Annotated in this window: 24 protein-coding genes; 8 read left to right on the top strand and 16 right to left on the bottom strand. The window is 60.1% G+C overall.

Annotated features, from left to right (window positions below; genetic code table 11):
• Window positions 1–136: 136 nt before the first annotated feature.
• From tadA to lptF, 10 genes are all read right to left on the bottom strand, one after another.
• Window positions 137–634 (bottom strand): tRNA adenosine(34) deaminase TadA, encoded by a 498-nt coding sequence (gene tadA, locus AC3WP7_RS02080; protein ID WP_092240951.1) that lies wholly within the window; start codon window positions 632–634, stop codon window positions 137–139.
• Window positions 634–2,016, bottom strand: coding sequence for a multicopper oxidase family protein (locus AC3WP7_RS02075; protein ID WP_071488641.1), 1,383 nt, complete (start codon window positions 2,014–2,016; stop codon window positions 634–636). The genes tadA and AC3WP7_RS02075 overlap by 1 nt, the downstream gene beginning before the upstream one ends.
• Window positions 2,017–2,146: 130 nt before the next feature.
• Window positions 2,147–2,890: a pyridoxine 5'-phosphate synthase gene (gene pdxJ, locus AC3WP7_RS02070; protein ID WP_071488640.1), complete on the bottom strand. Its 744-nt coding sequence runs from the start codon at window positions 2,888–2,890 to the stop codon at window positions 2,147–2,149.
• 51 nt (window positions 2,891–2,941) lie between these two features.
• On the bottom strand, window positions 2,942–3,631 hold the full coding sequence (recO, locus tag AC3WP7_RS02065; RefSeq protein ID WP_058425777.1) for a DNA repair protein RecO: 690 nt from the start codon (window positions 3,629–3,631) through the stop codon (window positions 2,942–2,944).
• A 162-nt stretch (window positions 3,632–3,793) separates the two neighbouring features.
• A complete protein-coding gene (gene era, locus AC3WP7_RS02060; RefSeq protein ID WP_033902448.1) occupies window positions 3,794–4,696 on the bottom strand; it encodes a GTPase Era in 903 nt (300 codons plus the stop codon).
• Window positions 4,689–5,378 carry a ribonuclease III gene (gene rnc, locus AC3WP7_RS02055; RefSeq protein WP_012722401.1) on the bottom strand — a complete coding sequence of 230 codons (690 nt, stop codon included), beginning with the start codon at window positions 5,376–5,378 and terminating at the stop codon, window positions 4,689–4,691. Before rnc ends, era begins: the two co-directional genes overlap by 8 nt.
• A 150-nt stretch (window positions 5,379–5,528) precedes the next feature.
• Window positions 5,529–6,383 (bottom strand): signal peptidase I, encoded by an 855-nt coding sequence (lepB, locus tag AC3WP7_RS02050; RefSeq protein ID WP_071488638.1) that lies wholly within the window; start codon window positions 6,381–6,383, stop codon window positions 5,529–5,531.
• Window positions 6,384–6,388: 5 nt separating this feature from the next.
• Entirely contained in the window at window positions 6,389–8,188 is a 1,800-nt protein-coding gene (lepA, locus tag AC3WP7_RS02045) for a translation elongation factor 4 (RefSeq protein WP_003188853.1), read from the bottom strand.
• A gap of 151 nt (window positions 8,189–8,339) precedes the next feature.
• Entirely contained in the window at window positions 8,340–9,419 is a 1,080-nt protein-coding gene (gene lptG / locus AC3WP7_RS02040; protein WP_071488637.1) for an LPS export ABC transporter permease LptG, read from the bottom strand.
• Window positions 9,412–10,530 (bottom strand): LPS export ABC transporter permease LptF, encoded by a 1,119-nt coding sequence (gene lptF / locus AC3WP7_RS02035; protein ID WP_092240947.1) that lies wholly within the window; start codon window positions 10,528–10,530, stop codon window positions 9,412–9,414. Before lptF ends, lptG begins: the two co-directional genes overlap by 8 nt.
• Before the next feature lie 284 nt (window positions 10,531–10,814).
• Here lptF and AC3WP7_RS02030 point away from each other — a divergent pair, with 284 nt between their 5' ends.
• From AC3WP7_RS02030 to rlmF, 6 genes are all read left to right on the top strand, one after another.
• Window positions 10,815–12,305 carry a leucyl aminopeptidase gene (locus AC3WP7_RS02030; RefSeq protein ID WP_092240945.1) on the top strand — a complete coding sequence of 497 codons (1,491 nt, stop codon included), beginning with the start codon at window positions 10,815–10,817 and terminating at the stop codon, window positions 12,303–12,305.
• Window positions 12,306–12,356: 51 nt separating this feature from the next.
• Window positions 12,357–12,785: a DNA polymerase III subunit chi gene (locus AC3WP7_RS02025; protein WP_012722396.1), complete on the top strand. Its 429-nt coding sequence runs from the start codon at window positions 12,357–12,359 to the stop codon at window positions 12,783–12,785.
• A 4-nt stretch (window positions 12,786–12,789) separates the two neighbouring features.
• Window positions 12,790–13,176 carry a DNA polymerase III subunit chi gene (locus AC3WP7_RS02020; protein WP_102591576.1) on the top strand — a complete coding sequence of 129 codons (387 nt, stop codon included), beginning with the start codon at window positions 12,790–12,792 and terminating at the stop codon, window positions 13,174–13,176.
• A gap of 201 nt (window positions 13,177–13,377) precedes the next feature.
• A complete protein-coding gene (locus AC3WP7_RS02015; protein ID WP_093119584.1) occupies window positions 13,378–16,224 on the top strand; it encodes a valine--tRNA ligase in 2,847 nt (948 codons plus the stop codon).
• 453 nt (window positions 16,225–16,677) lie between these two features.
• Window positions 16,678–18,906 carry a hypothetical protein gene (locus AC3WP7_RS02010; protein WP_139216840.1) on the top strand — a complete coding sequence of 743 codons (2,229 nt, stop codon included), beginning with the start codon at window positions 16,678–16,680 and terminating at the stop codon, window positions 18,904–18,906.
• A gap of 187 nt (window positions 18,907–19,093) precedes the next feature.
• Window positions 19,094–20,110, top strand: coding sequence for a 23S rRNA (adenine(1618)-N(6))-methyltransferase RlmF (rlmF, locus tag AC3WP7_RS02005; RefSeq protein WP_071488632.1), 1,017 nt, complete (start codon window positions 19,094–19,096; stop codon window positions 20,108–20,110).
• Window positions 20,111–20,177: 67 nt separating this feature from the next.
• Here the strand turns inward: rlmF and AC3WP7_RS02000 are convergent, their stop codons facing one another.
• Window positions 20,178–20,459 (bottom strand): HU family DNA-binding protein, encoded by a 282-nt coding sequence (locus AC3WP7_RS02000; protein WP_092240941.1) that lies wholly within the window; start codon window positions 20,457–20,459, stop codon window positions 20,178–20,180.
• 397 nt (window positions 20,460–20,856) lie between these two features.
• Here AC3WP7_RS02000 and yejK point away from each other — a divergent pair, with 397 nt between their 5' ends.
• Window positions 20,857–21,861, top strand: a complete 1,005-nt coding sequence (gene yejK, locus AC3WP7_RS01995) for a nucleoid-associated protein YejK (RefSeq protein ID WP_010212893.1) — start codon at window positions 20,857–20,859, stop codon at window positions 21,859–21,861.
• Complete coding sequence (locus AC3WP7_RS01990) at window positions 21,861–22,211, top strand: glutaredoxin family protein (protein ID WP_093119592.1); 351 nt, start codon at window positions 21,861–21,863, stop codon at window positions 22,209–22,211. The genes yejK and AC3WP7_RS01990 overlap by 1 nt, the downstream gene beginning before the upstream one ends.
• On the opposite strand, the gene AC3WP7_RS01985 is transcribed toward AC3WP7_RS01990, so the two are convergent.
• Genes AC3WP7_RS01985 through AC3WP7_RS01965 form a run of 5 tightly spaced genes read right to left on the bottom strand, consistent with a single transcriptional unit; the run spans window position 22,212 to window position 25,973 of the window.
• Window positions 22,212–23,189: a FecR family protein gene (locus AC3WP7_RS01985; protein ID WP_092240938.1), complete on the bottom strand. Its 978-nt coding sequence runs from the start codon at window positions 23,187–23,189 to the stop codon at window positions 22,212–22,214.
• Window positions 23,186–23,764, bottom strand: coding sequence for an RNA polymerase sigma factor (locus AC3WP7_RS01980; protein ID WP_071488629.1), 579 nt, complete (start codon window positions 23,762–23,764; stop codon window positions 23,186–23,188). Before AC3WP7_RS01980 ends, AC3WP7_RS01985 begins: the two co-directional genes overlap by 4 nt.
• An 8-nt stretch (window positions 23,765–23,772) precedes the next feature.
• Entirely contained in the window at window positions 23,773–24,099 is a 327-nt protein-coding gene (locus tag AC3WP7_RS01975; protein ID WP_093512359.1) for a DUF3325 domain-containing protein, read from the bottom strand.
• Window positions 24,100–25,674 carry a PepSY-associated TM helix domain-containing protein gene (locus AC3WP7_RS01970; protein ID WP_102591577.1) on the bottom strand — a complete coding sequence of 525 codons (1,575 nt, stop codon included), beginning with the start codon at window positions 25,672–25,674 and terminating at the stop codon, window positions 24,100–24,102.
• The gene (locus tag AC3WP7_RS01965) at window positions 25,671–25,973 is read right to left on the bottom strand and encodes a DUF3649 domain-containing protein (RefSeq protein ID WP_071488626.1); all 303 of its coding nucleotides are present in this window, start codon (window positions 25,971–25,973) and stop codon (window positions 25,671–25,673) included. The genes AC3WP7_RS01970 and AC3WP7_RS01965 overlap by 4 nt, the downstream gene beginning before the upstream one ends.
• Window positions 25,974–26,095 lie beyond the last annotated feature (122 nt).

Raw genomic sequence — 26,095 nt, 5'->3', positions numbered from 1 at the left:
TACCTCACTGATAAAATAGAGTTCCAAATGTGAGAGGGGGCTTGCCCCCGATGGCGGTGCATCAGTCATAAATATGCTTACTGACACACTGCTATCGGGGGCAAGCCCCCTCCCACCTTTTGATTTCCAGCGTCGTTTAGAGAGCAGATTTGGCCCGGCGGGCCTTGAAGAACTCGCTCAAGACCGTCCCGCACTCCTCAGCCAGCACCCCGCCTTCAAACAACACTCGATGATTCAGAAAGCCCTGGGTAAAAAACTGCCCCTGGCTTTGCACGACTCCCGCCTTGGGCTCCAATGCGCCATACACCACCCGCGCAACCCGCGAATGCACGATCAAACCGGCGCACATGCTGCACGGCTCCAGGGTCACATACAGCGTGCTGCCCACCAGGCGGTAATTGCTGATGGCTTGCGCGGCGGCGCGGATGGCGACCATCTCGGCGTGAGCGCTGGGGTCGTTGCCGCTGATCGGGCAGTTGAAGCCTCGGCCGATGATCTCACCGTCCTGCACCAGCACCGCGCCGACGGGCACTTCTCCCAGCGCGGCGCCTTCGGCGGCGAGGGCCAGGGCTTCGCGCATGAAGTCCTGGTCGCGGCTGCGATCAATGATTGCGGTTGGGCGGATCTGGCGCATCACGCCACCTCGATGGCGGCCATCAGGCCGGTTTCCATATGGTCGATCACGTGGCAATGGAACATCCAGACGCCTGGGTTATCCGCCACCAGTGCCACGCGGGCACGCTCGTTCTTGCCCAGCAGGTAGGTGTCGGTGAAATACGGGATCACCTTGTGCCGGTTCGAGGCGATCACCTTGAAGCTCATGCCGTGCAGGTGGATCGGGTGCTGGTACTGGGTCATGTTCTTCAATTCGAAAATGTAGCTCTTGCCCTTCTCCAGCTTGGCAATCGGGCGGTCGGCGCACGTCTTGTCGGTGATGTCCCAGGCCTTGCCGTTGATCTGCCACAGGCTGGGTGGCTTGCCGTTGTCGGTGTTGACCGAGACCGAACCCACCCACTCGAAATTGAAGTTGAGTTTCTCGGCATTGGCCAGGTCCGGTTCGCTGATCGGGTTGGCGGGCAACGCAGGCGGCCATTCGCCGGGCGCATCGGTGTTGGCGACCGAACGGAAGGTGCCGAGGCGTACCGGGCCGTTGCGGATCGACAGTTCCTCACCCACCGGCGGCGCCTTGATCGCCAGGCAGATACGCATGCCCGGGCCCAACCAATATTCCTTGCCCAGGGGGCGTGGCTCGATGGGGTTGCCGTCCAGCGCGTAGATCTGCGCTTCAACATCCGGGATGTTGATGCGATAGGTCAGGGTGTTGTCGAGGTTGAGCAACCGCACGCGGGTGATCTGCCCGGCCGGCAAATCGATCACCGCCTGGGACACGCCGTTGATCGTCGACAAGCGCCCTGCCGTACCGCCCCGGGCCGCCTCACGCGGGATACTGAATGCGACGAAAGCCCCCTCTTCGTCTACATGCCAGCTTTTCAGGCTGAGGGTGCGCTCGTGCTTGAAACCGGTGGGTTCGCGCTCTTCGATGATCAGCGGGCCAACCAGGCCACGGCCAAGTTCTTCGCTGCTGTTCACGTGGGGGTGGTACCAGTAGCTGCCGGCGTCGGGTACGCGGAATTTGTAGTCGAAGTATTCGCCGGGCAGGACCGGCAATTGAGAGACGTAGGGCACGCCATCCATTTCCAGCGGCAGGCGGATGCCGTGCCAGTGAATGGTAGTGGCAACCGGCAGGTGGTTGATAAAGCGTACCCGCAGCCATTCGCCCTGGCGCACCCGCAACTCGGTGCCCGGCGCCGAAGGGCCGAACGCCCAGGCTTCGGTCTTGTGCCCTGGCACCAATTCCACGTCCAGTGGCGCGGCGATCAGCTCGTAGTCGTGCCCCGCCTCGGCTTCGGCAACTTTCCCCAGCCAGTAGCGGTAGCCGCCACCGGCACCGACGCCCACTACGGCCAGGCCTGCAAGACCACCCAGGATTTGTCGACGGGAAAAGGATCGGGACACAACAACCTCACGTATCGGCCGCAGGCCCAAGGCCTGCAAAGGGCAGATACGATACACCTGCAACGGCTAAACAGTAAGGGTTCGCATGTGGGAGGGGGCAATCCCTCCCACATTGCAACTGCATCGTTGTTTAGTGCTTGGCGGCAGCCAGGATCAGGGCTTTCATTTCGGCGACAGCGCCTTTGAAACCGACAAACAGCGCATGGGCCACCAGCGCATGGCCGATGTTCAGCTCGTTGATACCCTTGATCGCGGCCACGGCTTCGACGTTATGGTAATGCAGGCCATGGCCGGCGTTGACGATCAGGCCTTGCTTGAGGCCGCAGCTCACACCGTCGATGATGCGTTGCAGTTCCTCGGCCACTTCGGTGGGCGTGGTGGCGTCGGCGTAGCGGCCGGTGTGCAGTTCGATCGCCGGTGCACCGACACGACGCGAGGCTTCGATCTGGCGCTCGTCGGCGTCGATGAACAGCGAGACTTCACTGCCGATCTTCGACAGGCGCTCCACGGCGGCTTTGATCCGCGCTTCCTGGCCGGCCACGTCGAGGCCGCCTTCGGTGGTCAGCTCCTGGCGGGTTTCCGGCACCAGGCAGATGTGTGCCGGGCGGATGCGCTCGGCGAACTGCATCATTTCTTCGGTAACGCCCATTTCGAAATTCATGCGGGTTTGCAGCACATCCTTGAGCAGCAGCACGTCGCGCTCCTGGATGTGGCGGCGGTCTTCGCGCAGGTGCACGGTGATGCCGTCGGCGCCCGCTTCTTCGGCGTCCAGCGCGGCCTTGACCGGGTCAGGGTAACGGGTGCCCCGGGCCTGGCGCAGGGTGGCGACGTGGTCGATGTTGACGCCAAGAAGAATGCGATTGCTGGTGCTCACGGAAGCGCTCCTGAAAAGGGAAAGAAACGCCGCACAGCATACACGGGGTTGTCAGGGCTTTCGAAACAACTCGCGGCTGACCAGCGGCCGTCCGCCCAGGTGCACGGCCAGGGCCTGGCGCATCAGGCGCTTGGCGGCGGACAAGGCGCCGGGCGCCGTCCAGTCCGCTTCGCTCATGGCCAGCAGCTCGGTGCCCTGGAACAGGCCAGGTTGCAGCAGGTACACGCGCTCCAGGCCGGCGTCCACTTGCAGGCGATACATACCATCGGCGGCGATGGGCTCGCCGTGCAGGTCGTTGGCCAGTTCGAAGCCGTAGCCCAGGTCGTCGAGCAGGCGCCATTCGAACGCACGCAGCAAGGGTTCCAGGGGACGGCCTTCGGCCAGGGCGAGCAAGGTGGCAGCGTAGTGATCGAATACTGCCGGGTGCGGGTCTTCGGCGGGGAGCAGGCGGATCAGCAGTTCATTGAGGTAAAGGCCACTGAACAGTGCATCGCCGTTGAGCCAGGCCGAGGTACCCACGCTTTCCATGCGGCCGACGTTTTTCAGCTCACCCTTGCCGCGAAACTCCACGTCCAAGGCCACGAACGGCCGCGCCAACGTGCCCGCCTTGCCCCGTGCACTGCGCAAGACGGCGCGCAGGCGGCCTTGGGGCGTGAGGAAGTCCACCAGGGCGCTGGTCTCGCGGTAGGCGCGGCTGTGCAGGACGTAGGCAAGTTGGCTTGGGGGTGGGGATTGGGACATGGCTGCTCACTGCTGGAATGCACTTTTGAAAACGACACAAACCTAATGTGGGAGGGGGCTTGCCCCCGATGGCAGTGTGTCAGTCACTTATTTGTCAACTGACCCACCGCTATCGGGGGCAAGCCCCCTCCCACATTTTCAGCCCGCGGTGCATTCAGGACCTTACAGGTCGCCATAGCCCAGGGAACGCAGTGCACGCTCGTCATCGGACCAGCCGCCCTTCACCTTCACCCACAGGTTCAGCATGATCTTGGAATCGAACAGCAATTCCATGTCCTTGCGCGCCTCGGTGCCGATGCGCTTGATACGCTCGCCCTTGTCGCCAATGATGATTTTCTTCTGACCGTCACGCTCGACGAGGATCAGCGCATGGATGTGCAAGGTCTTGCCCTGCTGCTTGAACTCTTCGATTTCCACGGTGATCTGGTACGGCAGCTCCGCGCCCATCTGGCGCATGATTTTCTCGCGCACCAGTTCAGCGGCGAGGAAACGGCTGCTGCGGTCGGTGATCTGGTCTTCCGGGAAGAAGTGCTCGTTCTCCGGCAGGTGCTCGGCGATCACGCGCTCCAAGGCATCGAGGTTGTGGCCATGCTGGGCCGAAATCGGGATGATCTGGGCGTTCGGCAGTTGTTCCTGCAGCCAGCTCAAGTGCGGCATCAGCTCGGCTTTGTCTTCGATACGGTCGGTCTTGTTCAGCGCGACGATCAACGGGCCGGTGACGTACTGCACGCGCTCCAGGACCATCTGGTCTTCGTCGGTCCACTTGGTGCGGTCGACCACGAAGATCACCACGTCGACGTCTTTCAACGCCGCCGAAGCGGTCTTGTTCATGTAGCGGTTCAGGGCTTTCTCGCCACCTTTGTGCATGCCTGGGGTGTCGACGTAGACCGCTTGCACGGTGCCTTCGGTCTTGATGCCCAGCATGTTGTGGCGGGTGGTCTGCGGCTTGCGCGAGGTGATCGCCAGCTTCTGGCCAAGGATGTGGTTGAGCAACGTGGACTTGCCCACGTTCGGGCGGCCGACGATGGCAACATAGCCACAGCGTGTTGCGGTTGAATCAGTCATGGCCATTCTCCACGCCCAGGGCAATCAGTGCTGCGGCGGCCGCTACCTGTTCGGCAATACGGCGGCTCACACCCTGACCTCGGCTTTTTTCGTTCAGTAAGGTGATTTCACATTCCACGAAGAACACGCGGCAATGGGGCTCACCCTGGATATCCACCACTTCGTAGCGTGGCAGTTCGCACCCGCGGGACTGCAAAAATTCCTGCAGGCGGGTCTTGGGATCTTTGTTGGTGTCGACCAGCGTGAGGCTTTCGATCTCGGAAGTCAGCCAGGCAGTGACACGTTCCTTGGCGGCTTCCATGCCGGCATCGAGGTAGATGGCACCGATCAGCGCTTCAAGGGCATCGGCCAGGATCGACTCGCGACGAAAACCGCCACTCTTCAACTCGCCGGACCCCAGGCGCAGGTACTCGCCCAGGCCAAAGCCACGGGCCAGCACGGCCAGGGTCTCGCCCTTCACCAGGCGCGCACGCAGGCGCGACAACTGGCCTTCACGGGCTTGGGGGAAGCGCTCGAACAGCGCCTCACCGGCGACGAAGTTGAGGATGGCATCACCGAGGAATTCCAGGCGCTCGTTGTTACGCCCGGCAAAGCTGCGGTGTGTGAGGGCAAGGACCATCAGTTCCTGGTCCTTGAAGGTGTAGCCGAGCTGGCGCTCGAGACGTGCTAGAGAAACGGTCACGGTTTATCCATATCTAGTTGGTGGCACCGGCGGCCATCGACGATTGACGCAGTGTTCAAATTCAAATCCTGGTTGGTGCCGCATGAGGCAGGACCGATTTGTCCCCACCCCAGAAAAGCATTCGGCGCTGTGATCACAGCGCCGCCTGTATTACTTGATCAGCCCGATCCGCGAGAAGTTCGGCAGGTGGCTGAGTTTGGGTTCCGGCCAGCTCATCCAGACCGCAAAGGCCTTGCCGACGATATTCTGGTCGGGAACCATGCCCAGCAGGTCCTTGGGAATGTTGGGGTCATCCCAGTACCGGCTGTCATTGGAGTTGTCGCGGTTGTCGCCCATCATGAAGTAGTGCCCGGCCGGAACCTTCCACTGCCCATCAGGCTGGGCACGGTAGCGGCTCATTTCCTTGCGGATTTCGTGCTCCACCGCACCGAGTTTTTCCTGGTACAGCTCGGCGCTGCCCAGGCTGTTCGGCTCGGAACCCAGCAGCTTTTCAGCCACCGACTCACCATTGATGAACAGGCGCTTGTCACTGGTGTAGCGAATCACGTCGCCCGGCAGACCAACCACACGCTTGATGTAGTTGACATTCGGGTCGCTCGGGTAGCGGAACACCATCACATCGCCGCGCTGCGGGTCACCGACTTCGATGACCTTCTTGTCGATCACCGGCAGGCGAATGCCGTAGGAAAACTTGTTCACCAGGATGAAGTCGCCCACGTCCAGGGTAGGCTTCATCGACCCCGACGGGATCTGAAACGGCTCCACCAGGAAAGAACGCAGCACCAGCACGATGAACAACACCGGGAAGAACGACTTGCCGTATTCAACCAGCAAAGGCTCTTTGTTCAGCTTCTCGATCACCACGCCATCGGGCTGGCTGACGCTGCCCTGATAGGCCGCGATAGCCGCCCGCCGACGCGGGGCGAAGAACACCAGATCGAGCAACGCCAGGAGACCGCAAACGGCAACGGCGATGACCAGCAACAGCGGGAAATTTAGCGACATAGGACCTAACTATCCAACCTGAGCACCGCAAGGAAGGCTTCTTGTGGAACTTCCACGTTACCTACTTGCTTCATGCGTTTTTTACCGGCCTTTTGCTTCTCAAGCAGCTTGCGCTTACGGCTTACGTCACCGCCGTAGCATTTGGCCAGTACGTTCTTTCTGAGTGCCTTGACGGAGGTCCGCGCAATGATCTGCCCGCCAATGGCGGCCTGGATCGCGACGTCGAACATCTGGCGCGGGATCAGTTCTTTCATCTTCTCGGTCAACTGGCGACCTTTGTAGTGCGCGTTGTCCTTGTGCACGATCAGTGCCAGGGCATCGACCTTGTCGCCGTTGATCAGCACATCCAGTTTCACCAGATTAGCCGATTGGTAACGGTCGAAATGGTAATCCAGCGAAGCATAGCCGCGACTGGTGGATTTGAGACGGTCGAAGAAGTCCAGCACCACCTCGTTCATCGGCATGTCGTAGGTCACTTGGACCTGGGTGCCGAGGAACAGCATGTCGCGCTGTACGCCACGTTTCTCGATGCACAGGGTGATAACGTTGCCCAAGTGTTCCTGCGGCACCAGGATATTGGCGCGCACGATCGGCTCGCGCATGTCTTCGATCGCCGAGAGATCCGGAAGCTTGGACGGGTTGTCGACGTAAATCGTTTCACCGGTTTTCAGCAACAACTCAAAAATAACGGTCGGCGCAGTGGTGATCAGGTCCAGGTCGTATTCGCGCTCGAGGCGCTCCTGGATGATTTCCATGTGCAGCATGCCCAGGAACCCGCAACGGAAGCCGAAGCCCAGGGCGTCGGAGCTTTCCGGGGTGTACTGCAACGACGAGTCGTTGAGGGTCAGCTTCTGCAGGGCTTCGCGGAAGTCTTCGAAATCGTCGGAGCTGACCGGGAACAGGCCGGCGTAGACCTGCGGCTGGATGCGCTTGAAGCCTGGCAGCACGTCGACGTCCGGCGTGGAGCTCAGCGTCAGGGTGTCACCTACCGGTGCGCCGTGAATATCCTTGATACCGGCGATGATGAAGCCCACTTCACCGGCTTTCAGATCAACGGTCGCGGTGTGCTTGGGGTTGAATACCCCGACGCTGTCCACCAGGTGGATCTTGCCGGTGGACTTGACCAGGATCTTGTCGCCCTTCTTCACGCGGCCATGGCGCACGCGCACCAGGGAGACAACGCCCAGGTAGTTGTCGAACCAGGAGTCGATGATCAACGCTTGCAGCGGATCTTCGTAGTTGCCGGTCGGCGCAGGGATGGTGTGCACCAGGCGCTCGAGCACTTCGTCGACACCCAGGCCGGTCTTGGCGCTGCAGGTGACGGCGTCGGTGGCGTCGATGCCGATGATCTTCTCGATCTCTTCCTTGACGCGCTCAGGCTCGGCCTGGGGCAGGTCGATCTTGTTCAGCACGGGCATGACTTCCAGGCCCTGCTCGATCGCGGTGTAGCAGTTGGCAACCGACTGCGCCTCCACGCCCTGGCCGGCGTCCACCACCAGCAGGGCACCTTCACAGGCCGCCAGGGAACGGCTGACTTCGTAGGTGAAGTCGACGTGGCCCGGGGTGTCAATGAAGTTCAGCTGGTAGGTGATACCGTCTTTGGCCTTGTAATACAGAGTAACGCTGTGGGCCTTGATGGTGATGCCGCGCTCGCGTTCGAGGTCCATGGAGTCCAGGACCTGGGCTTCCATTTCGCGCTCGGCAAGGCCACCGCACATTTGGATAAACCGGTCGGCCAGCGTCGACTTGCCATGGTCAATGTGGGCGATGATGGAGAAATTGCGGATATGACTCAAATCACTCACGGATCAACACTCAAAAAGGCTGCAGGCAGATTGCCCGCTGAAAAATAGCCGGGAATTGTACCTGATGCTCAGGCCAGACGTCATCTTTGCTGACCAGAACAAAAATGCCCCGATCTCTCGACCGGGGCATTTTTTGATCATAAGCGCGACATCAGCCAGCTCGACGCAACAGCCAGAACCCGGCCAGGGCGCAGATGCCGGTGGGCACCAGCACCGCAAACAGCGGCGAGAAGCCAAACACCAGGCTCGAAGGGCCAAGCAGGTCCTGGGCGATGCGGAAGGTGAAGCCCACCAGCACACCCGTGAATACACGCTGGCCCAGGGTCACCGAACGCAGCGGGCCGAAAATGAAGGAAATCGCCATCAACACCAGCGCGGCGGTCACCACCGGTTGCAACACCTTGACCCAAAATGCCAGCCAGTAGCGGCCGTTGTTCAGGCCCTGGTCCTTCAGATAGTGGATATAGCCCCACAACCCGGAGATCGGCAGGCTTTCCGGAATCATCACCACGGTATTCAGCAACTCCGGCTTGAGGGCGATATCCCATTCCTGGCTCGGTACGTTGATCACTTCGGTGCTGGCCTTGGTGCCTTGGCCAATATTGCGGAAGTAGGTGGTGGTTACATCGCTGAGTTGCCACTTTTCGCCACCGTACTGCGCACGTTTGGCGAAGCTGGACTCCAGCAGGTGACGCTCCTTGTCGAACGTATAACGGGTCACACCAATCAACAGTCCGCCGGGCTGCACGGCGTTGATGTGGATGAACTCATCGCCCTGGCGGTGCCACAGACCATGCTTGGAGCTTTGCGCATCGCCTGACCCCTGGGCCAGGGCGCGATTGGCCTGGGCAGTGGTTTCGGCTGGTGGCGCGACGTATTCGCCGATCAGCACGCTGCAGGCCATCAGCAGCAGCATGGGCTTCATCACCGCCCAGACGATACGACCAATGGACACGCCGGCAGCGCGCATGATGGTCAGTTCGCTATTACTGGCCAGGCTGCCCAGCCCGATCAGGCAGCCGATCAGCGCGGCCATCGGCATCATGTCATAGAGGCGACGCGGCGCGGTGAGGGCCACGTAGCTCAGCACGTCCCACACGGTGTAGGTGTCGCTGACATTACTCACTTCATCGATGAAGGCGAACAACGACGCCAGCCCGAGGATGATGCCCAGTACCGCCAGGATGGCGATCAGTACGCTGCTACCAATGTAGCGATCGAGCTTAGCCACGAGCCAACTCCTTCTGGCCACGACGGCTCTTCAGTTTCAAACGGATCGGTTCCCAGTAGAGCAGCCCCAGGCCGATCACCAGGAACATCCCGTGCACCACCCACAGGCCCAGGGTCGGCGACAACTTGCCCTTCTCCAGGGAGGTACGGGCGGAAATCAGGATGGTCAGGTAGGCCATGTACAGCAGGATTGCCGGCAACAGCTTGAGGAAGCGGCCCTGGCGCGGGTTGACGCGAGACAGCGGCACAGCCATCAAGGTCACGATGAACACCAGCAGCGGCAGGGAGAGTCGCCATTGCAACTCGGCGATGGAACGCAGTTCCTTGCTGCCCCACAGATCAGTCGTCGGGATGGCATCACGGTCGGTGACTTCGTCGCTGATGTCCGGACGAGCCAGCATCACGCCATAGGTGTCGTACTTGATCGCGCGGTAATCGGCCATGCCCGGGCTGCCGTCATAGCGGTAGCCATTTTCCAGGATCAGGTAGCGGCTGCCATCAGGACGGACTTCCTGGCGCCCCGAATCGGCCACCAGCACGGAAATGCCACGGTCTTTCTTGTCCTGGCCCAGGCGCTTCTCGGAGATGAACACACCGCCCAGGTTGGCGCGGTCGTCGGTCAGGGTTTCGGTGTAGGTCACCCGGGAACCGTCATTGAGCGCCTGGAAGCGACCGGGCTCGAGGGTGTCGAACTCGGTCATCGCGTCCTGCTTGTTCAGCACCAGCTGGAACTGCAGGGCACCCTGGGGCGCCAGACTCAGGCTCAGCCAGGCAACGATCAGCGCGATGCCGGCGGCCGGGATCATGGTCATGCCCAGCAGGCGCTGCTGGCTCATGCCGGTGGCCGAGAGCACGGTCATTTCGCTTTCGAGGTACAGGCGGCCATAGGCCAGCAGTATCCCGAGGAACAGGCCCAACGGCAGGATCAACTGCAGGAAGCCCGGCAGGCGAAAGCCCATGATCAGGAACAGCGAACCCGGGTCGAGGGCGCCGGAGGCAGCCTGGGCCAGGTATTTGACGAAACGACCACTCATGATGATGACCAGCAGCACCGCACTCACGGCACTCAGGGTCAACAGGACTTCGCGGGACAGATAACGGAAGACGATCAAACCAGACACTCCAGGGTTGTCAGGCTAAGGCGGCCAAACAAGCAAGCATACCGAGACAGCCCATTTACACAGGGCCGGCTAAAAAGATGGCGCATTATCCTGTGATTGACCGCGCCTGTCACGGAGCTTGCTCGTGCACACGCACAAAGCGTGCACCAAGGGTTGTCAGGCTCCGTCGGCGAGGTTCAAACTGCGGCCTTTGTCGCCGGCGGCTTACACGGCTGCCTGGTATTAAAGCCGGAGTACAGACTCCTGGCTAACCGACCTTTATAAGGGACCCGAAAATGGAACTGGTTGTAAAAAGCGTTAGCCCCGAAACGTTGAAAACCGCCACCCTCGTGGTCGCCATCGGCGAAGGCCGCAAGCTCGGCGTGGCCGCCAGGCAACTCGACGAACTCAGCGGCGGCGCCATCAGCGCGGTGCTCAAGCGCGGCGACCTGGCCGGCAAAGTCGGCCAGAGCCTGCTGCTGCAAAGCCTGCCCAACCTGAAAGCCGACCGCGTATTGCTGGTGGGCGTGGGCAAGGACGCCGAACTGGGTGACCGTCCGTTCCGCAAGATCATCAGCGGCATCCTCGGCACCCTCAAGGGCCTGGGCGGCAGCGACGCGACGCTGGCCCTCGACGAAGTCGTGGTCAAAGGCCGTGACAGCTACGGCAAGACCCGCCTGCTGGCCGAGAGCCTGGTGGACGGCGGCTATATCTTCGACCAGTTCAAGAGCACCAAGACCGAACCCCGCGCCCTGAAGAAAATCACCCTGCTGACCATCAAGGCCGCCCAGGCTGAAGTCCAGCGCGCCGTGACCCACGCCACGGCCATCGCCAACGGCATGTCGTTCACCCGTGACCTGGGCAACCTGCCGCCGAACATCTGCCACCCGACTTTCCTCGGCGAACAGGCCAAGGCGCTGGGCAAAGAGTTCAAGGGCCTGAAAGTCGAAGTGTTCGACGAGAAGAAGATCAAGGAACTGGGCATGGGCTCGTTCTATGCCGTGGGCCAGGGCAGCGACCAGCCGCCACGCCTGATCGTGATGCAATACAACGGCGGCAAGAAGTCCGAGAAACCTTACGCCCTGGTGGGTAAAGGCATCACCTTCGACACCGGCGGCATCAGCCTCAAGCCGGGCCTGGGCATGGACGAGATGAAGTACGACATGGGCGGCGCCGCCAGCGTGTTCGGCACCCTGCGTGCCGTGCTGGAACTCAAGCTGCCGATCAACCTGGTGTGCATCCTGGCCTGTGCCGAGAACATGCCGAGCGGTGGCGCGACCCGTCCGGGCGACATCGTCACCACCCTGAGCGGCCAGACCGTCGAAATCCTCAACACCGACGCCGAAGGTCGCCTGGTGCTGTGCGATGCCCTGACCTACGCCGAGCGCTTCAAGCCGCAGGCTGTGATCGACATCGCCACCCTGACCGGCGCGTGCATCGTCGCCCTCGGCTCCCACACCTCCGGCCTGCTGGGTAACAGCGACGAGCTGATCGAGCAATTGCTCAGCGCCGGTAAAGCCGCCGACGACCGCGCCTGGCAATTGCCGCTGTTCGATGAGTACCAGGAACAGCTGGACAGCCCGTTCGCCGACATCGCCAACATCGGTGGCCCGAAAGCCGGCACCATCACCGCGGCTTGCTTCCTGTCGCGTTTTGCCAAGAACTTCAACTGGGCGCACCTGGACATCGCCGGCACGGCCTGGACCAGCGGCGGCAAGGACAAGGGCGCCACTGGCCGTCCGGTGCCGCTGCTGACCCAGTACCTGCTGGATCGCGCCAAGGCCTGAAACTGAAGATTCCGGGGCGACGCTTATGTCGCCTCGGTCTCGGGAACCGCAATGACCCAAGTCGACTTCTACATACTGCCCAGCGCCGATCCGCTCGCGCGCCTGGACTTTGCCTGCAAACTCACCGAAAAAGCCTGGCGCATGGGCCACCGCATCTACCTGCATTGCAGCGATGCTGCCCAACGCGATGAGCTGGATGCCCGCCTGTGGCGCTTCAAGGGCGAAAGCTTCGTACCCCACGGCCCCGCCGAGTCTGAACCTGAAGGGCTGGTGGTGCTCGGTTTGGGCGACAGTTGCGGCGATCACCATGACCTGTTGGTCAACCTGGACCTGAAAGTGCCGCCGTTCGCCAAGGCGTTTGCCCGTGTGGCCGAGGTGGTGGTGGAAGATCCGGCTATTCGTCAGGCCGCGCGGGAGAGTTTCCGTTTCTACCGCGAACAGGGCTATCCTCTCCAAGATCACCGGCTACAACGACTTTGAGTAAATGATGGACACGCCAAACTCGCTGAAAAAAGATGACCACCTGCTGGACGACCTGGAGTCGATCCGTCAGTTACTGGGTGATGATGACTTGCAACCGCCGCTGTTGACCGAAACGGTCGAGGGCGAGGTACAGATTCCGCTGCTGTTCGACATGGTCGGCGGCAAACCTGTCGCGCCGGAGCCGGTTGTCGAAGCACCCGCCGTCGCACCTGCCCCCGCTGAAAAAGGGCCCGACGCCCTGCTACTGCACCTGGACAACGAACTGCGCGCCGCCGCACAACTGATCATGCAGGACGTGATCGACGACTTTGCCCCGCACATCGAAACCGAGATCAAGCGGCGACTGGATGCGCGGATGGAGCGGCTGCTCAGCCAGTACCAGTCCTGAGCCTTGCATAATCTCCCTGTGGGAGGGGGCTTGCCCCCGATAGCGATGGGTCAACGACTGCTGCGTTGACTGGCACGCCGCCATCGGGGGCAAGCCCCCTCCCACATTTGATTCGCACAAGTCTTCAACTCGCCCTCAGCTCCCAGCCCCGTTATACTTGCCGGCTTTCCTGAATTAATGCCAACTAGGGTCCCGCCGCGCATGGATAAGACCTACCAGCCGCACGCCATCGAAACTTCCTGGTACAACACCTGGGAATCCGAGAATTATTTCGCCCCGCAAGGCGCGGGCGATTCCTACACCATCATGATTCCGCCACCGAACGTCACTGGCAGCCTGCACATGGGCCATGGCTTCAACAATGCGATCATGGATGCCTTGATCCGTTTCCGCCGCATGCAGGGCCGCAACACCCTGTGGCAACCGGGCACCGACCACGCCGGTATCGCCACCCAGATGCTGGTGGAACGCCAACTCGAAGCCACCGGCCAGAACCGTCATGACCTGGGCCGCGAGAAATTCCTGGAAAAAATCTGGGAATGGAAGGACCAGTCCGGCGGCAATATCAGCCGTCAGATCCGTCGCCTCGGTTCGTCCGTAGACTGGAGCCGCGAACGCTTCACCATGGACGATGGCCTGTCGGAAGCCGTGAAAGAAGCCTTCGTGCGCCTGCATGAAGACGGCTTGATCTACCGCGGCAAGCGCCTAGTCAACTGGGACACCAAGTTGCACACGGCGATTTCCGACCTCGAAGTGGAAAACCACGACGAGAAAGGTTTCCTGTGGAACCTCAAGTATCCGCTGGCCGATGGCGCCAAGACCGCCGAAGGCAACGACTACCTGATCGTCGCCACCACGCGTCCGGAAACCATGCTCGGCGACGCTGCCGTGGCGGTTAACCCGAATGATGAACGCTACCAGGCGCTGATCGGCAAGTTCGTCGAGCTGCCGCTGGTGGGCCGCCGTATCCCGATCATCGCGGACGACTATTGCGACCCAGAGTTCGGCACCGGCTGTGTGAAAATCACCCCGGCCCACGATTTCAACGACTACGAAGTCGGCAAGCGCCACAACCTGCCGCTGCTGAACATCTTCGACAAGAACGCTGCCGTGTTGCCGGCCTGCCAGGTGTTCAATCTGGACGGCACGCTGAACGAAACTGTCGATGGCAAGATCCCGGCTGAATACGCCGGCCTCGACCGGTTCGAAGCACGCAAGCAGATCGTTGCCGCCTTCGACGCCGCGGGTTTGCTGGTGAGCGTTGACGACCACGGCCTGAAAGTGCCGAAGGGCGACCGCTCCGGCACCGTGATCGAGCCGTGGCTGACCGACCAATGGTACGTCTCCACCAAGCCGCTGGCCGAACCGGCCATTGCCGCCGTGGAAGACGGCCGCATCCAGTTCGTACCCAAGCAGTACGAAAACATGTATTTCTCGTGGATGCGCGACATCCAGGATTGGTGCATCAGCCGTCAACTGTGGTGGGGCCACCGCATTCCGGCCTGGTACGACGAGTCGGGCAAGGTCTATGTAGGCCGCGACGAAGCCGAAGTGCGTGCCAAGCACAACCTGGGTGCCGGCGTTGCGCTGCAACAGGACAACGACGTACTGGACACCTGGTTCAGCTCGGGCCTGTGGACCTTCTCCACCCTCGGCTGGCCGCAGCAGACCGAATTCCTGAAGAAATTCCACTCCACCGACGTACTGGTCACTGGCTTCGACATCATTTTCTTCTGGGTTGCCCGGATGATCATGCTGACCATGCACCTGGTGAAAAACGAGGACGGCACGCCGCAGGTACCCTTCAAGACCGTGTACGTGCACGGCCTGGTACGTGATGGCCAAGGCCAGAAGATGTCCAAGTCCAAGGGTAACGTGCTGGACCCGCTGGACATCATCGACGGCATCGACCTGGAAACCCTGGTGCAGAAACGCACCTCGGGCCTGATGCAGCCGAAACTGGCGAAGAAGATCGAGAAGCAGACCCGCGACGAATTCGCCGACGGCATCGCCAGCTACGGCACCGACGCCCTGCGCTTCACCTTCTGCTCGCTGGCATCCACCGGTCGCGACATCAAGTTCGACATGGGCCGTGTCGAAGGCTATCGCAACTTCTGCAACAAGATCTGGAACGCGGCGCGCTACGTGCTGGATAAAGGCGAAGACTGCGGCCAGAACGGCGAAGCCGTCGAACTGAGCCTGGCCGATCGCTGGATCATCTCGCAGCTGCAACGCACCGAAGCCGAAGTGACCCGCCAGCTCGACCAGTTCCGTTTCGACTTGGCCGCACAGGCCCTGTATGAGTTCATCTGGAACCAGTATTGCGACTGGTACCTGGAACTGTCCAAGCCTGTGCTGTGGGACGAGAACGCCCCGATCGAACGCCAGCGCGGCACCCGTCGCACCCTGGTGCGCGTACTCGAAGTCGCGCTGCGCCTGGCGCACCCGTTCATGCCGTTCATCACCGAAGAAATCTGGCAGCGCCTGGCGCCACTGGCGGGTATCGAAGGCAAGACCATCATGCTGCAACCCTGGCCGGTAGCCAACGAAGCGCGCATCGATGAGGCGGCCGAAAGCGATATCGAATGGCTCAAGACCCTGATGATGGGCACGCGTAACATCCGTGCCGAAATGAACATCGGGCCTGGCAAGCCATTGGCGGTGTTCGTGAAGAACGCCAGTGCCGAGGACCTGCGTCGTCTCGCCGAGAACGATGCGCTGCTCAAGAAGCTGGCGAAGCTGGAGTCGATCACCGTATTGGCGGCCGGCGAAGAAGCACCGCTGTCCGCCACCGCACTGGTTGGCGAGATGGAAGTGCTGGTGCCAATGGCCGGCCTGATCGACAAGGGTGCCGAACTGGCCCGCCTCGACAAGGAAATCGCACGCCTGCAAGGCGAAGTGCAGCGGGTGGGTGGCAAGCTGTCCAACGCGGCGTTCGTCGACAAGGCGCCGGCTGAAGTGATCGAGAAGGAACGCGCCAAGCTGGCCGAGGCCGAACAGGCCCTGGGCAAACTGGCGGAGCAACATGCGCGGATTTCCAGCCTGTAAGGATCAAACCGTGTGAAAAAAGAGACCTTCGGGTCTCTTTTTTTATGAAGATCAAATGCAATACGCCTCCTCAGGCCATTAAATTAACTCTCTTCACGTCCCCAAGCGGATCACTGTTCCTAATGACGTCCGCCGACGCTATTAAAGCGATCAACTTAGCACTTGCGAGCATAATGATTATAGAGAGGATAAAGCCACCACTTATAACTTCAAGATATAAGTTTTATAACCGTCGCCACACAACGCATTGCGTAGCCATATTGGAGGCCTGCGTGTCTATAGGAGAAGTAAGTGGGACACTGGCATAAAGAACCTTCATAACTTGGTTCCTTGAAGCAAAAATACTTACAAAAAAATTTGCACTCCATGAAAGATTCTGATCAGGATTCCTCCCTCCAACCTTCCTAAAGTCAAAGGGGCTTTACTTTCCTCGTCCAATACAGGAATCCCCTCATGCCAGTCATCCCGAATAATATTTCATCGTTATCGCCGGCATCTGCAAAAAACACTTACATTGAGCATGATAGTCTCTCGCTTCCCAGCGCCGCAGACAAAAACCCCGCCATTAAAAGCCAAACATTTCGCAGCTGGGAAACAGAGCACACTATTACTCATGACGAAAAAGACCGGTTACATACGCCAGAGGCAAAGGACCCTCGTAACTACCCTAAGACCCATGACAAATATGACCTCGCTTACTTACGAAACTGGAATAAACCCAAAGGCCCTGTTTGCACTGAAAAAGCGGCGAAGAAGTGCAATATCAATCAACTGGCGTTACTCACCCCTCCGAATACCCAGGCGCTCTTCAAGTTATACGACAACAAAGAGGGCTGGGGCGGTGTCCCGGGCTTTATCGATGCATTCTTGCGCGGGGAGCCAGGAGGAAGGACTGAGGGGTTTGGAGCACGGCCCGAACAGTTTTCGACCACGTCCTTTGACCCTCAACTAGGCGGTTTCCTGATATCGCCAAACCCCAGCAACATTCCTGAACGTGGCAAAACGTATACGGATGACGCCACTGCGTTACTTGAAAAGACACGTGGCAAGAATGGCTTCGGGTTGGTTTGCTACTGGATTCCCCCAGGAACCTATGAACGTTACCCTACCTTCCAAAAATTATTTCCACACGTAAAGATTCCAGAATCTTCACCTGCATTCGAAGAACGCGGGCATCTGCCGCCAAACCGACAGGACAGGGATTTCAATACCGAGTCTAATCAACAATACCTCCAGAGAACCGGAAACAGATTTCTATCGGTACCTGTGAACTTGGAGCGCAAACACATCCCCTTGCTTGAAGAGCTGACCAGTACCGTCAATAAGGTTTTGAAGGACGTATATCAAACGGATCCTGAGAAAGAAAAAGTTGAGATATTCACTCACAGTCCTGTATACGATATGGATTCGTGCGGCCTTCATGTACATGTGCGAGTCAATCAAGGGCGCCACCCCCTTGAAGAGGACCTGCGGAATTTGCCTATTGGTCAGTCAAATCCGAATCCGACTGTCATCGCCCCCGACAGTCATTTGAATCATTTCCCCCATAACCGGACTCTGATCGAGCAGTTGGAAAGCAATGGGAGACTCACCGACTTCCCACAAACCAAGAATAAACATTTCATCTCCTATAATATCGCCGCAAAAATGGAAAGAGCCAGAGATAATGGCATTGAGTTTTTAACTGTCCCGAATGTTTTCAAAAATCCAGCCCTCGCTGTCAGCAAGCAAAGCCTTACGCTATCTCCACACCCCTTGATCAATAGAGAAAACGACCCCAACAGTATTCAAATATCAAAAAAATCCGCGGCCAAATATAATTGTCCAGAAATAGGCTTGGTGCCCCCTGAAGGCATGCAAGAACGCATTTCACGTTATGCCAACAATGAAATACTGCCAACGTTCATCTATAACTTCTTTACTAAAGAGGACGACCCGAAGGCAAAGGCATTCCAACAGCACCCAGAACAGTTTCCTGCCACCCACTTTTCCACAGAGGGCGGCATGTTTTTAATGCCCAATACAAAATATGTCCCCGGAAAATCCGAATCCTTTGAGCGTCCGGAGGACATTCTGGCAAGTACCCGCAACACGGGTGGGTTTGCCTTGGTCGGCTATTGGGTCCCGCCTGGTGTTTTTGAAGGCAAAGAACCGTTCAATAAACTCTTTGGCGTAAACACCCAGCGGGCTGAAGGTCCTGAAAGTCGTGAGACCATCGCTGCGTATAACAAACGAACTGACTCATCTTTTATTGTCAACCCGATTGACCTGCAAAAAAAACATATTCCGATGCTCAATGAGTTCAAGGAAATGAGCCTTAAACACTTGCAGGATGTATACGGGGTCCAGCCTGACAAAGAAAAAGTCGATATTTACCTGCACAGCCCGATCTACGGAAACCGGACGGCCGGCCTTCATATTCATGTGCGCATTAACCAGAACCTGCCTGCGGGAGAAATAGATAGTAATCGGCTTGGCTTCGACAAGCTCATGTCCATTTTGAACGATGAAAAAATTTCTGATAGCCACATTCGGGAGCACATTTTGAACAGCGGCCTCAAGACGAACTCTGGAAGCTTTTTGTCATTCAGTTCTGCTTGGGGAAGGCAACAATTCGAAGGTACAGCGACCACCTACGTACCCAACCCATTCCGACGTCCGGACCTCATGACAAGCACATGAAGAGCTAAGTGCATTGGAAGATGAACACCCTCAACCAAAACCGGCAAGCCTCCACCACAGGGGGAGGCTTGCGCATGAGTGCGCCGGTTTGGGTCCACGAGTAACCCTTCCCACTACGACACGCGGTAGCGGTATATGTGTGACAATACCTGCCACTTTTGAAACAGCCTCAGAATCGACGCAGCCAATGACCGCCCCCAGCACGCCAAAACCTCCGCGCAAGAAGCCTAAAACCGCAGCCACGGCCAAACCCGTGGTGCCGCGCAAAGAGGCCACCCTGCATCCGCGCAACCGCCACACAGGCCGCTACGACTTCCCGGCGCTGATCAAGACCACGCCAGAACTGGCGCAATTCGTGATCATCAACCCGTACGGCAAGGAAAGCATCGACTTCGCCAGCCCGGATGCGGTGCGGGTGTTCAACCGGGCGCTGCTGAAGGCGTTCTACGGCATCCAGCATTGGGACATCCCGGCCGACTATCTGTGCCCACCAGTGCCGGGGCGTGCGGACTACGTACACTTCCTCGCCGACCTGCTGGCCAGCACCAATGACGGCAAGATCCCGCGCGGTTCGATCGTCAAGGTGCTGGACATCGGCATGGGCGCCAACTGCGTCTACCCGCTGATTGGCTACATGGAATACCGCTGGAACTTCCTCGGCTCCGAGGTCGACCCTATCGCCGTGGCCGCGGCCAAGGCCATCGTGCAGTCCAACGACCTGAGCAAGGTCATCCAGTTGCGCCAGCAAACCAACCCCAAGCAGATCCTGCTGGGCTTGCTGGAGCCGGGTGAGCGCTTCGACCTGACGATGTGCAACCCGCCGTTCCATGCCTCCATGGACGAAGCCACCAAGGGCAGCGAACGCAAATGGCGCGCCCTGGGCAAGGCCGATCCCAAGCGCAAGTTGCCGGTGCTGAACTTCGGTGGCCAATCGGCTGAACTGTGGTGTGAAGGTGGCGAGGCGCGCTTTGTGACGCAACTGATCGCTGAAAGTGCGCATTTTGCCCACAAGGTGTTGTGGTTCAGTTGCCTGGTGTCAAAAGCGTCGAACTTGCCCGCGATCGAGACGGCGTTGAAAAAAGCCGGCGTGCTGGAAAGCCAGGTGGTGGAGATGTCCCAGGGACAGAAGCAGAGTCGCTTCGTGGCCTGGACCTTCCAGACCAAGAACGAGCAGCAGATCTGGCGCCAGCGCTGGGTGCGCTAGGCACAAATTGCAGGCAACAAAAAACCGTGCCCGGATCGCTCCGGAGCACGGTTTTTTTTGCTGCGGCTTACTTGTTAACAGCGTCGGTCAGGCCTTTGGCCACAACCAGCTTGATAACTTTCTTGGCAGCGATTTCGATGGGGGCGCCAGTCGAAGGGTTACGGCCAGTACGGGCAGGACGCTCGGTCACTTTCAGTTTGCCAATGCCTGGCAGAGTGATTTCGCCGACGGTTTCCAGCTGGTCAGCAACAACTTGGCTCAGTTGGTCCAGCAGAGCGCGCACGGTAGTTTTTGGTGCGTCTACTGCTTCAGCCAGGTCAGCGATCAGTTGGTCTTTAGTAATAGCCATTGTGGTGTTCCTTCCCTATCAAATTCATATGGATTGCAGAGTGCAGTGTCAGCCGTCGAGCCCGACCGTCATGGCCTGGCACCCCAGGCTTATAACCACGGAGATCGCGGTTATAGATGCTTGAAACGGGGATTGGTTCGACCTGACAGATGCTGAATGCACGCTTATCGCCGAGACTTGGCGTAAGACGGGGCAAAACTAGCACAGAGACGGGGAAATATCCGCCTCTACCTACCCATTTGGTCAGCTTTATCGCTCTAAACCGTGAAAAAAAGGCATATGCCCCGTCGGAAGGTGCCCAAAACACCCTTCGAAGCACGTCTTGGCCAATGGTGCGGTACACTTGGCGACTTTTCGGGGAGGCCCACCGCTCCCCTCTCAACCAGCCGAGAAGCCTATGCCGATCCGTCATTGCATCGTCCACCTGATCGACAAAAAACCCGACGGCACACCTGCAGTTCTCCATGCCCGCGACTCCGAGCTTGCCGAGTCGGCCGCCATCGAGAACATGCTTGCCGACCTCAACGAGAGCTACAACGCCAAACAAGGCAAGGCCTGGGGTTTCTTCCATGCCGAGTCGGGCGCGCACCCGTTCAGCGGCTGGTTGAAGGAGTATTTCGACGGTGGGCAGGATTTCACCACCTTCAGCCGCACCGCAGTCGAGCACCTGCAGAAGCTGATGGAAGAATCCAACCTTTCCACCGGCGGCCACGTGCTGTTCGCCCACTACCAACAAGGCATGACCGACTACCTGGCCATCGCCCTGCTGCACCACAGCGAAGGCGTGGCGGTGACCGACGAGCTGGACGTGACCCCGTCCCGTCACCTGGACTTGGGCCAACTGCACCTGGCGGCGCGGATCAACGTGTCCGAATGGCAGAACAACAAGCAGTCCAAGCAGTACATCTCGTTTATCAAGGGCAAGAACGGCAAGAAGGTGTCGGAATACTTCCGCGACTTCATCGGCTGCCAGGAAGGCGTCGACGGCCCAGGAGAGACCCGCACCCTGCTCAAGGCCTTCAGCGACTTCGTTGAAAGCGAAGACCTGCCCGACGAATCCGCCCGCGAAAAGACCAAGACCCTGGTGGACTACGCCAGCAGCCAGGCCAAGCTTGGCGAACCCATGGGCCTGGAAGAACTCTCGGGGTTGATCGATGAAGATCGGCCAAAGGCGTTCTACGACCATATCCGCAACAAGGATTACGGCCTCTCGCCGGAGATTCCGGCGGATAAACGCACCCTCAACCAGTTCCGTCGCTTCACCGGCCGCGCCGAGGGCCTGTCCATCAGCTTTGAAGCACACCTGCTGGGGGACAAGATCGAGTACGACGAAGCCGCCGGCACCTTGATCATCAAGGGCCTGCCGACCCAGCTGACCGACCAGCTCAAGCGCCGTAACTGATGCTGGGCGGGGTCTTCAAGAAAGTCCTGCTGGTATTGCTGGTGGTGGTGGTGATCCAGAACTGGGGCAAGATCGAGCGGGTGTTCAACCCATCGCAGGTAGCCCCTGAACAAGTGCGCGCTTCGGCGCGCGTGGTGCTGTATGCCACCGCGTGGTGCGGGTACTGCAAGCAGATCCGCCGTTTCCTGGACCAGAAAGGCATCCCCTACCAGGCGTTCGATATCGAGAAAGACGCCCAGGCGCGCAAGACGTATGAGGCGTTGGGCGGCGGCGGGATTCCGTTTGTGGACGTGAACGGCACGCTGATTCGCGAATACAGCCCCGAGAAGATCATGGCGGCGCTGAAGTAATCAGCGCACCACGATCATGCGCCCCAGCACCTGGTGCTGTTCAAAACCGAGAACCACCTGCAAGGCATTCAGCACAGCCTGTGGGTCTTTGCTCGGGAAGCTGCCGCTGACACGCCTGGCGCCCATCTCTTCGTTAAGCAACAGGATGCGACCGGGGTAGTAACGGCCCAGGTCCTTCACTACGTCCGCCAAGGGCGCCTTGTAGTAGTTGAGCCAGCCGTCGCGCCAGGCCAGGCGTGATTCGCTGTCGACCCCATGCATTGGTTCGGCAATGCCATCGGCGTAGGCCACTTGCTGGCCGGCGGTAAGAACCTGCTGTTGGCCCTGCTTTGACGGCGTCACGCCAACCCGTCCGGACAACACCGTCACCTGGGCGCCTGCCGGTTGCAGGCGCACTTCGAACTGGGTGCCCAGCACCCGCGCTTCACCGCTGCCCGCCGCCACCACGAAGGATTGCCCGGTGTGGGTCACGCTGAAAAAGCCGGCCCCGCGACGCAATTGGATACGCCGCTCGCCATGGTTGAAATCCACGGCGATGGCGCTGTCAGCGTCCAGGGTGACTTGGGAGTTGTCGGCCAGCGTGACGGTCTTGATTTCCCCGGGTGCCGTCACGTAGTCAGCGCCAAGGTCATCGACCCAGCGCGACGGCTGCCAACCAGCCCCCATGGACACCATCACCACCAGGCAGGCAGCCATGGCCAACGCCCCGGACCAACGCAGCACCCGCGAACGCTTCGGGGTGTTCATCGCATTGAGGTAGCCCTGCAAGGCCATGGCTTCTTCGTCCGCCAGCTTGCGCGCCGGGACTTCGCTCAACTCCCACAGCACCTGGGCCTGGGAATAGGCCTCGACATGTGCAGGGTCGGCCCGCAGCCACTGGCTGAACGTGGCCTGGTCGCCACTGCTGGGCTGGTCGTGCAGCAGGCTCAACCAGGCCAGGGCCGCTTGCTCCTGGGCGGGCGTGGGGATGACGTTCACGGTGCTTTCCCTGGCGTGCGTGGGGATGAGGGGTCGCGAAGGCTGGCTTTGCAGGCTTCGAGGGCACGCATCATATGTTTTTCCACGGCACTTTGGGACAGGCCCATGGCCTTGGCGATTTGCGCGTACTTGCGGCCGTGGATGCGGTTGAGCAGGAAAATCTGCCGCGTGCGCTCGGGCAAACTGCGCAGCGCCGCTTCGACATGGCGCAGATCATTGCCGGCTTCCAGCGCCGCCTGGGGCTCGGAGCCTTGGTTGTCGTGCTGTTCGGGCAGCCAGCCTTCGCTGCTGCGCACCCGCGCGCCTTCGCTGCGCAGGTGATCGATGGCGATATTGCCGGCGCAGCGCAGCAGGTAGGTGCTGAGTTCTTCGACCTGCACCAGCGGCCGGCGCCAGAAGCGCAGGAACAGGTCCTGCACCAGGTCGGCCGCCGTGGCGCGGCACCCCACGCGGCGACTCACCAGGGCCTCCATCTGCGAACGCTGGGACAGGAACACCTGCAGGAAATGCGCACGCCCACCGGCCGCGTCAGCGTGCTGGCTGTCCTGGGGTTCCGGTGGGGTGCTGATCATCATGGACGGGCTCAGAGTGTGGCGAAGGCTGCGACAGGGCTGGCGAGCAGGCCGACACCCGCCAGGATCAGGGCCAGCCTTGGCCGATACGGCAACAGCAGCACCAACAGCAGTGCGCTGAGCATCAACACGGCGCACCACTCCACCAAGCCCTGGCCCCAACCGGCGATGGCCACGGCGGGCCAGATCGACACGGTCAGCAGCAACCACCCGGCCACACGCAAACCCAGGCGCCGGCGAGGCGTGGGTCTACTGTGCAACAGTTCGCCGTGATGACGGTCGGTGGACAAGCACAGCGCAGCAAACCCGGCGTAGCACATCAGCAGTGCAAGCAGCATTCAGTTCGCCTCCTGCTTGAGCGTCAACCCGCGTGTGCGTTCAACCTTGGGCGCAGGCACGGTGCGATGCTGCATCTTCCAGGCGGCCCAGCCGAGGAATATTCCGCTGGCCAGGCTCGTCAGGTCGAAGCCGGCCATGGCCCAGTCTCCGGTGGCCAATGAAACGCCCAGGTGATGCGAGGTGGTCAACGCGTTGAGCAATGGAATGGCGATAAACAGCAATGCGCCGACGCTCAACTGCTCGACCCAACCCTGGCGGCCACGCCGCAGGATGGCGTGCAGCAGGCTCACGCCCCAGGCAATAAAGAAGGTTTGCACTTCCCAGTCGGAACGTTCGGCGAAGGTCACCGGCAGCAGGCGATTGGCCCAGAAAAACGCCGCGATGGCGATCATCAGGCCGGACATGCTGGCGATGTTGAGTACTTCCACAAGACGCAGTTCAAACGGCATCACATTGCTCTTGAGGTGCTTGAGCTGACGCTTGCCAAGCCAGATGACCAGCCCGGTGCCGATCATCGCCGTGCCCGCCAGCCCGCAGATAAAGTACAACCAGCGCAGCACCGGGCCGGCGAAATGGCCCATGTGCAGGCCGTAGAAACTGCCGCCGATGGCCGCCGGCAGCGACTGCCCGCCGCTCACTCGCAACAGTTCGCCGGTGCTGCCATTGAAGGACACGGTACTGCCGAAATCGTGCACTACGCTGTCGGAACCGGCGCGCAATACATTGACCGAGGCGTTCACATCGCCCGGGTTATTCACCGCCACGCGCCCCACATGCCCGCCCGCCCACTGTGCCCGCGCCTGCTCGTACATCGGCACCAGCGGCAGCAATGTGCCTGGCTGGCCCGATGCAGGCGCGTTGTTGGTGTTCGGGAACACCTCGCTGAAAAAAGCGCGGGTGTCGTTGCCATAGGAAGCCAGGATCGGCGCCGGCATCACCATGCTCATGAAGATCACCAGGCTGCTGTAGGTGATCATCAAATGGAAAGGCAGCACCAGCACACCCACCGCGTTGTGCCCGTCGAGCCAGGAACGCTGGCCTTTGCGGGGACGGAAGGTGAAGAAGTCCTTGAAGATTTTCTTGTGGGTGATGATGCCGGTGATCAGCGCGATGAACATCACCATCGCGGCGATGGTCGACAGCCAGCGCCCCCACGGGTGAGGCATTTGCAGTTGGAAGTGGAACCGGTAGAAGAACTCGCCGCCCATGCTTTCACGGGCCTGCACGGCCTGGCCGGTGACGGGGTCGAGGGTTTTCTGGATGAAGTTGCCACGCTTGCCGGGGTCGACCTTGTCCTGCCACATCACCGACAGGCCGGGGTCGCGGCTGTCCGGCAAGGTGATGAACCAGCGCGCGGCGGTGGGTGCGACCTGCTGCAGATAGGTTTGGGCCACGGTGAGGCTGCGCGCATCGTCCAGGGGACGGGCCTGCACTTCGGGCTGCATCCAGTGGCTGATCTCGTCCTTGAAATACGACAGGGTGCCTGTCAGGAAAATCGCAAACAGCAGCCAGCCGAAGATCAACCCGGCCCAGGTGTGCAACCAGGCCATGGCCTGACGGAAACCCTCTTTCATACTCGTGTCATCCACAAGCCCACGCCCGCCAGGGTGGCGAACGCCGCACTTGGCAGCAGCACACCGAACCAGGCGCGTGCGGCACTGCGGCAGGCGAAACACCAGAGCACAGCGAGCAGGTAAAACACGAAGGAACTCATCATTCCGGTGATCACCGCATCGGCGCGAGAGGTAGGCAGCCACAGCGCCAGACAGATGCTGGCCAGGGACGCCATCAGGTAACCGCCCACCACGGCAGCCAGCACACGCGAGGTCACGGCGAGACGATAGGAGACAGGCAGCGAGGTTTTGCTTTTCATGCGGGAGGCGCCAGGTTCATCAGCGCGCAATATTAATGATAAATATTCTCATAAGCAAAACAGAACGGATGAATCACCTGTGCGGATGGATTGCCGAAGCCACTCACGCGCCCTACAATGCG

Source organism: Pseudomonas sp. FW305-3-2-15-C-LB1 (assembly GCF_058787615.1).
This window is presented reverse-complemented; position numbering and strand designations above follow the sequence as displayed.

Coding starts and splice junctions, on each gene's coding strand:
- era (WP_033902448.1), bottom strand. CDS start 4,696: ATGACTGATTCAACCGCAACACGCTGTGGCTATGTTGCCATCGTCGGC.
- AC3WP7_RS02025 (WP_012722396.1), top strand. CDS start 12,357: ATGACCCAAGTCGACTTCTACATACTGCCCAGCGCCGATCCGCTCGCG.
- AC3WP7_RS01965 (WP_071488626.1), bottom strand. CDS start 25,973: ATGAAAAGCAAAACCTCGCTGCCTGTCTCCTATCGTCTCGCCGTGACC.
- AC3WP7_RS01980 (WP_071488629.1), bottom strand. CDS start 23,764: ATGATGATCAGCACCCCACCGGAACCCCAGGACAGCCAGCACGCTGAC.
- tadA (WP_092240951.1), bottom strand. CDS start 634: ATGCGCCAGATCCGCCCAACCGCAATCATTGATCGCAGCCGCGACCAG.
- AC3WP7_RS02000 (WP_092240941.1), bottom strand. CDS start 20,459: ATGGCTATTACTAAAGACCAACTGATCGCTGACCTGGCTGAAGCAGTA.
- AC3WP7_RS02020 (WP_102591576.1), top strand. CDS start 12,790: ATGATGGACACGCCAAACTCGCTGAAAAAAGATGACCACCTGCTGGAC.
- rlmF (WP_071488632.1), top strand. CDS start 19,094: ATGACCGCCCCCAGCACGCCAAAACCTCCGCGCAAGAAGCCTAAAACC.
- recO (WP_058425777.1), bottom strand. CDS start 3,631: ATGTCCCAATCCCCACCCCCAAGCCAACTTGCCTACGTCCTGCACAGC.
- AC3WP7_RS02030 (WP_092240945.1), top strand. CDS start 10,815: ATGGAACTGGTTGTAAAAAGCGTTAGCCCCGAAACGTTGAAAACCGCC.
- AC3WP7_RS01990 (WP_093119592.1), top strand. CDS start 21,861: ATGCTGGGCGGGGTCTTCAAGAAAGTCCTGCTGGTATTGCTGGTGGTG.
- AC3WP7_RS01975 (WP_093512359.1), bottom strand. CDS start 24,099: ATGCTGCTTGCACTGCTGATGTGCTACGCCGGGTTTGCTGCGCTGTGC.
- lepB (WP_071488638.1), bottom strand. CDS start 6,383: ATGTCGCTAAATTTCCCGCTGTTGCTGGTCATCGCCGTTGCCGTTTGC.
- AC3WP7_RS02010 (WP_139216840.1), top strand. CDS start 16,678: ATGCCAGTCATCCCGAATAATATTTCATCGTTATCGCCGGCATCTGCA.
- yejK (WP_010212893.1), top strand. CDS start 20,857: ATGCCGATCCGTCATTGCATCGTCCACCTGATCGACAAAAAACCCGAC.
- AC3WP7_RS01970 (WP_102591577.1), bottom strand. CDS start 25,674: ATGAAAGAGGGTTTCCGTCAGGCCATGGCCTGGTTGCACACCTGGGCC.
- AC3WP7_RS02015 (WP_093119584.1), top strand. CDS start 13,378: ATGGATAAGACCTACCAGCCGCACGCCATCGAAACTTCCTGGTACAAC.